Raw genomic sequence first — 11,794 nt, 5'->3', positions numbered from 1 at the left:
ATACTGTAACCTGCGGAAATTACCTAGGGAGCTGCGGAACAACTCCCGGCAATCAGCCAAAACCAAACCGGATACAGCCATGAAAAGAACCGCTTTTTTTATTTCGGACGGCACAGGCCTGACGGCAGAAGCACTCGGCCATGCCCTGCTTGCCCAGTTCGAGAAAATCGATTTTGAACGTATAACCGTGCCCTATATTGATGATGAAGAAAAGGCTCATGACCTGGTCAAGCGCATCAACAAGGCTGCGGAGGTAGACGGTGCCGCGCCCCTGGTTCTCGATACCATCGTTAACAGCAGTATCCGTGAAATCATCAGTACCGCCGACGGCTTCATGATCGACATTTTTGGCACGTTCCTGAGTCCGCTGGAGCAGGAACTTAATTCATCGTCGTCTTACACCGTGGGCAAATCCCACGCCATCAATAACGAAGGCAGTTACGAGCGCCGGATCAACGCGGTGAACTTTGCCCTGGATAACGACGACGGCGCTCGCACGCGACACTACAACGAGGCGGACTTGATCCTGGTGGGCGCTTCCCGAAGTGGCAAGACGCCGACGTGCCTCTACCTTGCGCTTCAATACGGCATCAAGGCGGCAAATTACCCCATTACTGAGGAAGATCTGGAGGATCAGAAACTGCCCGCGGCTCTGCGCCCCCACAAAGAGAAGATCTTCGGGCTGACGATTGAACCGGAACGACTGGCAACCATCCGGAATGAACGGCGACCGAACTCCCGCTACTCATCGATTCAGCAATGCATGCACGAAATCGAGGAAATTGAACTGATGTACAAGCGGGAGCGCATCCCCTACCTGAACACCACCGCCTATTCGGTTGAAGAGATATCCACCCGCATCATGGTCACAACGGGGCTGAAGCGCCACCGGTAACACCGGTGGCCCACACTTGCCTCAGAGTTCCTGAATGGCCATGCCGAGGCCTTCAGCCACAGCGCGGTTATCCGGGTTGGTGACCACTGCCACACTGGCGTTTTCCGGCACCAGCCAGGTATCGGCCACCCGTTGCAGCTCGTCCAGCGTCACCGCGAGCACTCGCTCCCGGAACCGGGCGCGCTGCTCCGGCGTGCGGCCAAACAGCTTGTTATGGAACGCGTGGCGAGCGGCACCGGCGGGTGACCGCGGGCGGTCCAACTGGCCGATAACACCAAGGATGGCCTCTTCAAGGGACTGGGCGTCGTGGTTTTCCATGCGCAGCCAGTTCAGAGCACCGTCGAAGTCATCAAGGGTTTCCGCCAGCCTCGGGTCTCGGTACGAGAAGAAACGGAATACGCCATTGACACTGTCCTGGCCGGCACCGCCACCATAGGCACCGCCCTTTTCCCGGATAGCACGATGCAGGAAGCCATTGCGCAGGAAACCTCCCAGAACCGTCAGCGCGGCAGCATCCGGATGGTCCACCGCAACGGTGCTGTAGGCCTTGGCACAGAAATTCACCTGCGTTGACGTCAACCAGGCCTCACGGGTGCTGTAATTGACCGGTGCCATGGCCCAGGCATCGCCCGTCCGGCCGGAATCACCCTGCCAGCAGGATTTGAGGTCATCCAGCATAGGCGCCAACTGGCCATCCTCGCCAATCAACAGGAACTGCCGGTGCTGGTTGCGGATTTTGTCGTGCAGCGCCGCCAGGCTGGCACAGAATTCAGCCAGGGCTTGGTCATCCTTCAGGGATTTATCCAGCTCTTTGGTGCCACGGATACCCGCCAGGCCACCCAAACGGAAGGTCAGCCAGGAGCCGGCACTCAACCCTTGAGCCGCAGCGCCCATGGCCAGAGCGTGGCCACTGCCAGTCACGGCCTGCTCACGGCGCGCCCGCACCTGCGCAATAATCTCGCGGATACGCTCTTTCTCATCAAACCGGACGCCGGTGTATACATCCTTCAGTAACTGGGTAAGGGCCTTGCTGTTGCGGGCCAGGGCCTTGCCGCTGAAAATCAGGTAGCCGGACACGTCCTGGACATCATCAATACGCCCCTTGGCGCTGAATGAGGCACCAATGCCGCCGGATTCCGCGGAAATCCTGTCTTGCATCTGCAGGTAATCCAGTTCACCACAACCCACTTCGGAAACGAGGGTGGTGTAGTAAGGCAGCAGCAACAGCTCCTGCTCCGACAACGCCGGTACCGGCAATACAACCTGCTGGTACACCAGGCCATTGGTGCCCCGGGAATACACGGTTGCTCCGATGTCGGCATCATAGCTGCCCTCTGGCTCGGGCATCTGCAAAGGTACATCGTCCAGGCCAACCTTTGGCAGAATGGAATCGTCATCTTTACGCAACTGGCGTTGTTCCAGAGCCTGGGCACGCTCCACAATTGCCTTCACCTCTTCCTCAGTCAGGCTGGCCTTACGGCGTGCCAGCGCTTCACGGATGGCCTGCTGGTGATGACTCTCCAGCTTTTCATCCGGGCGCAGGGTCAGGGTCACCCGGTGAGGGTTATCCAGCAGCTTGCGGCGAATCAGGCCCGGCACGTAGTCCGGATCTTTGATTTTCTCACGCAGGGTGGCCAGCACCGGCTCCAGATCCAGCAGCTCCACCGGGTCACCGCCGTGCACCATCGGCGCAATGGCGCTCATGATCAGCTGCAAACCGTAGGGGAAGCTGTCACCGGCAATCTCGCGCTGATGCAGTTCCAGCTGGTGAAGAATGGCCTCCAGGCGATCCTGGCTGATGCCCTCTTCCACCACGTTCTGCAACGTGGTTTCTACCAGGGTCTCCAGATCTGCGCGTTTCTCTGGCTCGCTACCTTCAATGCCGCAAACAAAGGTCATTTCCCGGTTGGAATCTTCCAGGCCACACATGGGTGACGGCGCGTGGCCAATACCGGTAGTTTCCAGGGCCCGCATCAGCGGCGAGGCACTGTTTTCCAGCAATACGGCAGACAACAACTGGCCTTCCAGGTTTTCCTGCAGGTCAAAGCTGTGGCCCAGCAACCAGCCCATCACAATGTGTGTTTTGTTCTCTGTGCCTTCGCCGTCATTGACCGCATAGCCCTGCTCTACCCGCAGCGGCGCGAACATGCGCTTCTCGTCGTGTACCGGCAGCTCGATTTCCAGCCGATCAAACCGCTTGAGCGCCAGCTCCTCGAACTTTTCATGGTGCTCCCGGGCGGGAATATTGCCATAGGTAGCAAAAATGGCGTTGCTCGGGTGGTAATGATGCTTATAGAACTTCACCAGGTCATCGTAGGTCAGATCAACAATATGATCCGGCTCACCGCCACTGTTGTAGTGGTAGGTGGTGGTCGGGAACAGGTGGCTGGTGAGGTTCTGCCACAACTGGGAGGTAGGCGCACTCATGGCACCTTTCATCTCGTTGTAGACCACGCCGCGGTATACCAGGTCGCTGCTTGGGTCGTCCGGTTTGTCGAATTCCAGACGATGGCCTTCCTGGGCAAAATCCAGCGGGTCCAGCTTTGAGAAAAACACCGAATCCAGGTACACCGACAGCAGGTTGTCAAAGTCCTTGCGGTTCATGCTGGCAAACGGATAGGCGGTCCAGTCGCTGCTGGTGAAGGCGTTCATAAAGGTGTTCAAAGAACGCCGGATCATCATGAAAAACGGATCGCGGACCGGATAACGTTCGCTACCACACAGCGCCGTGTGCTCAAGAATATGAGCCACCCCGGTGGAATCCATCGGGAAGGTACGCAGCGCCACAAAAAAGACGTTCTCGTCGTTGTCCGCCGCCAGGTGAAGGTGGCGGGCGCCGGTTTTCTTATGGCGATATTCCTCAACCTCAAGGTTCAGCGTGTTGATCCGGTGACTGCGAAGTTTCTCGAAGGCCGGGTGAATTGCGTTATCGGTCGCTGCAGCCATTAAGACAATCCTGTGTATTGAACAATTGGAGAATTACAGGGTAACACGTAGTATCAGATATGATGCACGGAACGGACTCAACAAGGTAGCCTGCCGCATTATGACAGACCGCACCCCCAAGCATATCGACGCCCCGGAAGTAGCCGCCTGGTGGGCGGAAAGACGCCAGTACCTGGAGCGAATCCGCAAGGTACCGGAAATAAGACAGCGCTTCTGGCGAGAAGTTGCCATTTACCTGCTGCGCCGCCTGCTATGGTCGTTCGGGTTCTTCCCGATTTTCATCGCTTTCTGGCTACCGTTCGTTCTGTCCAGTTTTAATCCGGTGGTGATGGCGTCGGATATGATCCCCCTGCTGCAAGGGTTTGTGAATTCGAACCCTGAACAACAGGCCACCACCATCAGCACCTTGACCATTGCCTGGCTGTCGATCGGTTCTTTCTTCCTGGTTTTCGATTTCGTGCTGACGCCATTTCGGTCACCGTATCAATACGAAGCCGATGTGTACATGAAGTCCTGGGAGCAGCTCAATCATGACCAGCTTCCGGACAAAATGTGATTTGGCCAGCATTCTGGCTAACTTCAGACACTTTCTGTTACATAACGTTGCAGACAGTGGGTAAGATGAAACCATAAGAAAGTATCCGGTAAGTTTGGATCACGAGGTTTCGTCATGGTCGATTTCAGACCACTACTGTTCGTAAACGCCCTTGCGTTAATGCTCCTGGTTACCGCCGGCTTTGCCTCGGTTAGAAAAGACGTGCCCGAGGTAACCGTTCCCGGCGTGACCGAAACCATAGCCGCGGCGGCGGAGCCGGTCTTGGCACCAGAGCCACGGCCAGCGCCGGCACCTGCCTTACCGGAACCCGAACAGCCCTCGCAACCGGTATCTGAAACCGCCAGCGCCACACCCTTCACCCTGCCCCCCATGCCGGAACAGCCGGAGATGGTTGCCGTGGCAGAGCCGGTTTCAGCCATCAACACCCGGCTGGACACTCCTCTGGCTGAACGCCCGGTTCAGCAATCAACCCCGGAACAGGCAAAAGAGCCGCCGCCACCGAGCACTGGCAAACTGGTCTTGCGCTCCAATGTGGTGGGCGACCAGGTCACGATTAACGGCAAGACTTATGGCGCCACCCGGCTTGATCTGGAACTGAAGCCTGGGCGCTATGACGTAACCATCGAAAAACCCGGTTACCAACCCTGGACCGACACCGTTGCACTGACCGCAGGCCAGGAGCTGACACTGGTAGGCCGCCTGGAAACCTACACCACGGTCAATTATCGCAACGGCGAATGGGTTGGTGGCGTAAGAACCGGCGACGGCACCTGGCAGGATGAGGCCGGCCTTCGCTACGAAGGACACTTTGTGGACGGCAAGTTCCACGGCACCGGTAAGGCCTGGTACCCCGACGGCAGCCGTTACGAAGGCGACTGGGACAATGGCGAGCGCCACGGTGAAGGCCAATGGCGCAGCGCTGATGGCTCCGCCTATACCGGTCAGTTCGAACGGGATCAGTTCCACGGCAAAGGCACCCTGACCCTGGACAACGGCGACATCCTCACCGGCAACTGGAGCCGCGGCCGCATGAATGGACATGGCTCGCTCACCACTGCTGATGGCATGCTTTACGTTGGTGGCTTCCGCAACGACGAATTCCATGGCCAGGGCGCCCTGACCTACCCGGACGGCCGCTCCTATGAGGGCGAATTCTCCAACGGCGAATTCCATGGCAAGGGCTCAGAAGTGTTTGCCGACGGCAAGAAGTACGACGGCCAGTACATAGAAGGCAGATTCCATGGAAGGGGCCTGCTGCGCAACCCGAACGGCAGTTCGATAGAAGCTACGTTCCGGCATGGCGAACCCTACGGACAGGTGCGCCTGACCACTGCGGCTGGCGAAGTCTTTACCGCCCGCACCACAGAACCCGGTGTGTGTTATCGGGACAAGAGTTATCGGGCAACGCAATGCCCGCAACTGGAAGGCTGGTAACCACCCGGCCGCAGTAACCACGTGTTTGCAGTAACAGGTTGAGGTAGTGACATGGCAATCAAAAACGCTCTGCTGGTGGACGACTCTAAAGTAGCAAGATTTGCGCTCAGCAAACTGCTTGAGGGTCGGGACATGGAAGTAAACATGGCGGGCTCTGCCGAGGAAGCACTGGACTTCCTGAAAAGCCATGATCGCCCGGACGTGATCTTTATGGACCACCTGATGCCCGGCATGAACGGCGTTGAGGCCACCAAAGCCATCAAGGGGAACCCGGATACCGCCGGCATCCCCATCATCATGTGCACCTCGAAGAAGTCCTCCTCGTTTGTGGAAGAGGCCCGCAATTTCGGGGTGTACAACATCCTGACCAAACCCCCGCAAACCGATGGCCTCAGCCTGGTTCTGGACCAGTTGGCCAGTGACGTGGAACAGGGAACACTGCCGCCCACGGTTACCACCGCAAACGACGCCGAATTGCCGGATACTGAAGACGAACTGTTGCACATACCCACAGATGCCTCAGTGGAGATGTCACCGAAAGGCGAACTCGGCGCTAACGGACATACCACCCCGAACGTGGTGCCACTGACCAGCGATTTGATCGAGCAGATTGCCCGTTCTGCGGTAAAAACCCACATCAACAACCGCCTGCACGAACTGCTCAGTGACCTGTTTGACGAGCAGTTTGACCACCTGAAGCGGGCCCTGGACGAGAATCGGAGCAAACAGGACGCGGCCATTGAAGAACGGCTGAACGAACTCACCAAGCTGCTGGATGACCGCACCCGCAACCTTCGGGATGACGTTGCCGCCGAGGTCAACCTGAGCCTGAGCCAGGAACTGGCCCGGCTGAAGAAGGAACTGTCGAAAAACGCCGGCTTCACCGCTGAGCACATGGCAGAGCTGAAAGACCACATCACCAGCGTTCAGACCATCGACACCGAGTTCTGGCAGACCCTGCAGTCTGAGGCCATTCAGCAGGCCCACGAAATCTCCCGTGAAACCGCCGAAGACATTGCCCAGCGCACCATTGATCTGTATGTATCGCAACAGCGCTCTGCCAACTCCCGCATCTACACGCTGGGACTGGCGGTCAGCCTTGGCATATTCACTGTGGGTATTGCCTGGCTGTCAGGTTTGTTCGGCTAATAACCGCCTGACTTCCTGCCAACTTTCCGGGGTGTCAACATCCGGTTGCACCCCGGCAATATCAATGGCTCCAGCGCCTGAACGATTCAGTACCCGCCCCGCCCCGGCGTCCCCCGTCAGAGCCACCACTTGCGGCCACAATGAACGGGGTATCCAGGCAGGCACCCCCACACGATCCCCGTAACTCGCTCCCCATGGCCGCTCGGGCTCAGCGCGGGCCTGCGCTGCCAGCTGTTTCAACCCTTCGGGCGCCAGCAGCGGCTGATCTGCCAAGACCACAAACACACCCAGAGCCTGCCGCCCCAGTTGATGGATACCCGCCGCCAGTGATCCGGCCAGTCCTTGCGACCAATCCGGATGATAGATCCAGGCGCCCGGCTGCAGCGCGCAGCGGTATCTAACCAGGGGGTAACCACAACCGGCCACTACCCTGACCTGTCGGGACAACAACCGAGCCTGCCCAACGGCCCTGGACAACAACGATTCACCACCCGGCAGCATCAGGAGTTGCTTCGTGCACCCCATCCGTGAGGCTCGCCCAGCGGCCAGCACCAATGCCGGAAACTGCTGATCGTGGGAAACATCGTTGCTGGTTAAGATATCGTTCTCCTTGGTATGCGGGAATCCAGGCAAGCCGCAGTAAACTGCTGAATCACCCGATTTTTGCTAGAATTCCGCCACCATGCAACCAAATCAGCCGGACCACCCATGAACCACCTCTTTGTCGACAACATCACCGTGATTGACTTTGCCTACCTGGACCCAGCTCGGGGCCTTGTGGGTGAAAGCTGGATTACAGACGTAGTCCTGGGCGGTGAACTGGACGACCAGGGTATGGTGTTCGATTTCAGCCTGGTAAAACGCACCATCAAGCGGGTAATCGATGAACGGGTCGATCACCGATTGGTGATTCCACGTGGCTATGAAGGCCTGAATTGGGACGAAGAGACACCAGATGCTTTCATTTGGAACCTGACCGATGGCAGCCGCATTGAACACCGCTCCCCGGACGAAGCCGTGGTGTGGCTGTCATCTGACCGGGTAGTGCCGTCTGCCGTGGCGGCCCTGCTGGAAAAAGAACTGAAAGCCGTTCTGCCTGGCAACGTCACGTCGGTTGAGATCAACCTGCGGGAAGATGTGATCGAAGGCGCATACTACCACTACGTGCACGGCCTGAAGAAGCACCTGGGCAACTGCCAACGCATCGCCCACGGCCACCGCTCTCCCATCCGCATAGACCGCAACGGCCACCGGGACTACGACCTGGAAAACCGCTGGGCCAAGTTGTGGAAAGACATATACGTGGGCACTGAAGAAGACGTGACCCGGCGCTTTGTTGGCGAAGACGGCGTGGGCTACATCACCTTCGAATACGAAGCCAACCAGGGCGAATTCGCCCTAACCCTGCCGGAAAGCCGCGTATACATGCTCGACACCGACACCACCGTGGAACTCATTGCCGCCCACATCGCCGACAAACTGAAGGCAGAGTTTCCGGAAGACGAGATTCGGGTGAAGGCTTATGAGGGGGTTGGTAAGGGGGCGATTGCCAACCGGGTCTGACCCCGAACGGGGTCTGACCCCTGGGACAGACCCGTCAAGACCCGGAAACAAAAAAACCGCCCGAAGGCGGTTTTTTTATGGCTATCCGGTGGACTAAACCGTCAAGCCGAATTGGCGTCCCCTAGGGGGTTCGAACCCCTGTTGCCGCCGTGAAAGGGCGGAGTCCTAGGCCACTAGACGAAGGGGACTAGAAATTGGTGGAGCCAAGCGGGATCGAACCGCTGACCTCAACACTGCCAGTGTTGCGCTCTCCCAGCTGAGCTATGGCCCCTCAACGGATGCGTATATTAAGGATCCGCCCTTGGGGCGTCAACACCCGATTCCGCTTTTTTTAAAGTTTTTTGAACATCCCTGTTCGCGTCGTTCAATTAACCAACAAACCGCTCATCAAATACCCAGGGCGGCGTATTCCTTCTCTACTTTCTTGGTTTCTTTCTTGGAAAAGCCGCCCATCACATCCAGTGCATGGCGCAAACGGGAGCGGGTCATGTCCGGGCCAAGCAGGGCCATGGAGTCCATCACCGACCAGGAATTCGGGGTTCCCGCAATGGCCACGAAGATCGGGAACATGAAATCCCCCATCTTGAGTTCCAGGGCTTTCGCCAGGGCCTTGATGTCAGCAAAGATGGTGTCCTTGCTCCAGTGGCGCTGGGCCTCCAGCTTCCACAGGGCGAACTGTAGCACCCGCTTGACCTGGCTTTCATCCAGCTTGTTATGGGCAAAGTCTTCTGGCTTCAGGTTCAGCATGCCGCTGAACATAAACTGGGCCATGGGCGCTACATCAGAGAACACCTCTGCCCTGCCCTTGATATGCGGCACCAGCGCTTGCAGGTCGTCGCGATTGAACCACCACTGGTGCATGCGCTCCATGAACTGCTCGTCGCTCAGCTCGTCACGAATCCACTGGCCGTTCAGCCAACGCAGCTTTTCCACATCAAACACAGGACCGCCGAGGGATACCCGCTGGATGTCGAAGTTCTCGATCATCTCATCCAGGGTGAACTTCTCACGCTCATCCGGCATGGACCAGCCCATCCGGCCCAGATAGTTGGTGACCGCCTCCGGCAGAAAGCCCATGCGCTCATAGAAGTTGATGCTGGTGGGGTTCTTGCGCTTCGACAACTTGCTCTTGTCCGGGTTACGCAGCAGCGGCAAGTGGCACAGCTCCGGCATATCCCAGCCAAAGTACTGGTACAGCAGCTTGTGCTTGGGCGCAGAGTTAATCCACTCCTCGCCGCGCAGCACATGGGTAATGCCCATCAGGTGGTCATCCACCACGTTGGCTAGATGGTACGTAGGCATGCCGTCGGATTTCAGCAGAATCTGGCAATCCACCTGGGCCCAGTCGATCTCGATGGTGCCCCGGAGCATATCCTGGATCTCGCACACGCCTTCATCCGGCACTTTCATGCGGATAACGTACGGATCACCAGCATCCAGGCGGCGCTTCACTTCTTCCTGGGGCAGCTCCAGGTCACCTTTGATGCCCGGGTTAAGCCCCTGGGCCTTTCGCTCTTCGCGAATGGCATCCAGCTCTTCCGGGGTGCGGAAGCAATAGAAAGCGTGGCCGGCCGTCACCAGGTCTTCCGCGTACTGACCGTACATGTGCTTACGCTCAGACTGGCGATAGGGGCCGTGTGGGCCACCCACATCGGGGCCCTCATCCCAGTTCAGACCCAGCCAGCGCAGCGCCTTGAGAATATCCTGCTCGGATTCGGCCGTGCTGCGGGCCTGGTCGGTATCTTCAATGCGCAGAATGAATTGACCACCGTGCTGGCGAGCAAAGCACAGATTAAACAGGGCCACGTAGGCGGTACCAACGTGGGGGTCGCCAGTGGGCGACGGGGCAATTCGGGTGCGTACAGTCATGAAACCATCCTGAAAATAACTGACCAGTGAATAAAGCCGGCATTATAGCGGCCATGGCTGGTTTTCGCATGATCCGGTTTTGCACCACGCACCTGAAGTGTAATATTATAACGTATCGCAAAACCCATCAGGACAGTCCTTCACCATGCAGATCAAAGCGTCTTACCTTGCACTCGGGCTGAGTGCCCTGGTTGCCTCGACTCCAGTCGCAGCAGCCAACATTGTCACCTCCATCAAACCACTGGAACTGATCGTCAAGGCGGTGGCCGGTGACGACGCCAAGGTAACCACCCTGGTGCCCGCGGGCTCAAGCCCCCACAACTACACCATGAAACCGTCCCAGCGCAGGGCTCTGGAGCAGTCCGATGTGATTTTCTGGGTAGGACCGGAGATGGAAACTTTCCTGAACCGGCTGCTGAGCGGTCGGGAATTCCAGGATCGCGCCATGGCCTTCATGGAAGGACCTGAAACCGATAAGGAAGAGGATCATCACGACCATCATGATGATCACCACGGCCACCACGATCATCATGACGATCATGGCCACCAGGAAGACGCGCATGCCCATCATCACCACCATGACCATGGCGACGGCGAAGACCCCCACATCTGGATTGATCCTGCGCTGGCACTGGAGATGGCAAAAGACGTTCGTACCAGGCTAGCCACTCTGGACGGCATGAGTGCCGACCAACTTGATGCCAACCTGGCGCGGTTTGAAGAAAGCCTGGCCAAGGCTGAGCAGGACATTCGCGCGCGACTCAGCGGCGCAAAGAATATCAGCCTGTTCGCCTACCACGACGCCTTCACCCGTTTTGCTGAGCATTACGGCCTGACTCTGGACGGCGTACTGACCCTGAACCCGGAATTGTCCCCCGGTGCCAGGCATATCGCCGAAGTTCAACGCAAGCTGCAGCAAGCCAACCAGCCCTGTCTGCTCACGGAACCCCAGTTCAACCGGCAGTGGTGGCGCTCCATCACCGATGGCCTGGATGTCACCTTCAGCACCTGGGACCCGCTGGCCACCGATATTGAAAGCAATGTGGAAGGCTACATCAACTTCCAGTACAGCATCGCCGACGCGGTTACCAACTGCCTGCCAAAATAACCCCACCTGGCTCAGGGCCCGGCCATCCGTATAAACCGGCCGGGCCTCAATTGCACGTTGCTCTTTTCAGACACAGCGGGTAGATTTCAGATTATTGTCTATTCCCGTGTGATGAGTTCATCGTGAACAAACCAAGCACCAGCATTCACACATTCCCTCCGGCACTGCGGTCTTCTCTTGTGAACACCGGCAGGGCTTCTGTCCGTCTCTGATTTCGCTGAATCCCCCCCAACACCTCCCCGGATTCAGCACTTAACCAAACATACCTGAACCT

9 protein-coding genes and 2 tRNA genes are annotated in these 11,794 nt (G+C 57.8%); 6 read left to right on the top strand and 5 right to left on the bottom strand.

All coding sequences use genetic code 11. The annotated features are described in order from the left end of the window. Window positions 1-79: 79 nt before the first annotated feature. A complete protein-coding gene (gene ppsR / locus RVM24_RS03550; protein ID WP_061331893.1) occupies window positions 80-895 on the top strand; it encodes a posphoenolpyruvate synthetase regulatory kinase/phosphorylase PpsR in 816 nt (271 codons plus the stop codon). A gap of 21 nt (window positions 896-916) precedes the next feature. Here the strand turns inward: ppsR and RVM24_RS03545 are convergent, their stop codons facing one another. Continuing rightward, window positions 917-3,841, bottom strand: a complete 2,925-nt coding sequence (locus RVM24_RS03545) for an insulinase family protein (protein ID WP_230712699.1) — start codon at window positions 3,839-3,841, stop codon at window positions 917-919. A gap of 100 nt (window positions 3,842-3,941) precedes the next feature. On the opposite strand from RVM24_RS03545, the gene RVM24_RS03540 reads away from it, so the two are divergent. The 3 genes from RVM24_RS03540 to RVM24_RS03530 all read left to right on the top strand — a co-directional run bounded on the left by RVM24_RS03540 (window position 3,942) and on the right by RVM24_RS03530 (window position 6,980). Beyond that, entirely contained in the window at window positions 3,942-4,397 is a 456-nt protein-coding gene (locus RVM24_RS03540) for a hypothetical protein (RefSeq protein ID WP_061331891.1), read from the top strand. 114 nt (window positions 4,398-4,511) lie between these two features. Continuing rightward, window positions 4,512-5,831, top strand: coding sequence for a PEGA domain-containing protein (locus RVM24_RS03535; protein WP_061331890.1), 1,320 nt, complete (start codon window positions 4,512-4,514; stop codon window positions 5,829-5,831). Window positions 5,832-5,882: 51 nt separating this feature from the next. Beyond that, complete coding sequence (locus tag RVM24_RS03530; protein ID WP_061331889.1) at window positions 5,883-6,980, top strand: response regulator; 1,098 nt, start codon at window positions 5,883-5,885, stop codon at window positions 6,978-6,980. Here the strand turns inward: RVM24_RS03530 and RVM24_RS03525 are convergent. Continuing rightward, a complete protein-coding gene (locus RVM24_RS03525) occupies window positions 6,963-7,505 on the bottom strand; it encodes a nucleotidyltransferase family protein (RefSeq protein ID WP_082780543.1) in 543 nt (180 codons plus the stop codon). The genes RVM24_RS03530 and RVM24_RS03525 overlap by 18 nt on opposite strands. A 183-nt stretch (window positions 7,506-7,688) precedes the next feature. Between RVM24_RS03525 and RVM24_RS03520 the strand changes: the two genes are divergently transcribed. Next, the gene (locus RVM24_RS03520) at window positions 7,689-8,543 is read left to right on the top strand and encodes a 6-pyruvoyl trahydropterin synthase family protein (RefSeq protein ID WP_374815581.1); all 855 of its coding nucleotides are present in this window, start codon (window positions 7,689-7,691) and stop codon (window positions 8,541-8,543) included. A 112-nt stretch (window positions 8,544-8,655) separates the two neighbouring features. Here RVM24_RS03520 and RVM24_RS03515 read toward each other — a convergent pair. The 3 genes from RVM24_RS03515 to gltX form a co-directional block, all read right to left on the bottom strand. Continuing rightward, window positions 8,656-8,731: transfer RNA gene (locus tag RVM24_RS03515), tRNA-Glu, on the bottom strand. A 7-nt stretch (window positions 8,732-8,738) separates the two neighbouring features. Then, window positions 8,739-8,814 (bottom strand) — tRNA-Ala (locus RVM24_RS03510). 116 nt (window positions 8,815-8,930) lie between these two features. Then, window positions 8,931-10,412, bottom strand: a complete 1,482-nt coding sequence (gene gltX, locus RVM24_RS03505) for a glutamate--tRNA ligase (protein WP_061331886.1) — start codon at window positions 10,410-10,412, stop codon at window positions 8,931-8,933. Between the two features lie 145 nt (window positions 10,413-10,557). Between gltX and RVM24_RS03500 the strand changes: the two genes are divergently transcribed. Further along, on the top strand, window positions 10,558-11,520 hold the full coding sequence (locus RVM24_RS03500) for a zinc ABC transporter substrate-binding protein (RefSeq protein ID WP_061331885.1): 963 nt from the start codon (window positions 10,558-10,560) through the stop codon (window positions 11,518-11,520). Window positions 11,521-11,794 lie beyond the last annotated feature (274 nt).

The organism is Marinobacter sp. KM021 (assembly GCF_050707965.1).
GTDB classification, from domain to species: domain Bacteria; phylum Pseudomonadota; class Gammaproteobacteria; order Pseudomonadales; family Oleiphilaceae; genus Marinobacter; species Marinobacter shengliensis.
This window is presented reverse-complemented; position numbering and strand designations above follow the sequence as displayed.

Coding starts and splice junctions, on each gene's coding strand:
- RVM24_RS03520 (WP_374815581.1), top strand. CDS start 7,689: ATGAACCACCTCTTTGTCGACAACATCACCGTGATTGACTTTGCCTAC.
- RVM24_RS03540 (WP_061331891.1), top strand. CDS start 3,942: ATGACAGACCGCACCCCCAAGCATATCGACGCCCCGGAAGTAGCCGCC.
- RVM24_RS03525 (WP_082780543.1), bottom strand. CDS start 7,505: ATGGGGTGCACGAAGCAACTCCTGATGCTGCCGGGTGGTGAATCGTTG.
- RVM24_RS03535 (WP_061331890.1), top strand. CDS start 4,512: ATGGTCGATTTCAGACCACTACTGTTCGTAAACGCCCTTGCGTTAATG.
- ppsR (WP_061331893.1), top strand. CDS start 80: ATGAAAAGAACCGCTTTTTTTATTTCGGACGGCACAGGCCTGACGGCA.
- RVM24_RS03500 (WP_061331885.1), top strand. CDS start 10,558: ATGCAGATCAAAGCGTCTTACCTTGCACTCGGGCTGAGTGCCCTGGTT.
- gltX (WP_061331886.1), bottom strand. CDS start 10,412: ATGACTGTACGCACCCGAATTGCCCCGTCGCCCACTGGCGACCCCCAC.
- RVM24_RS03530 (WP_061331889.1), top strand. CDS start 5,883: ATGGCAATCAAAAACGCTCTGCTGGTGGACGACTCTAAAGTAGCAAGA.
- RVM24_RS03545 (WP_230712699.1), bottom strand. CDS start 3,841: ATGGCTGCAGCGACCGATAACGCAATTCACCCGGCCTTCGAGAAACTT.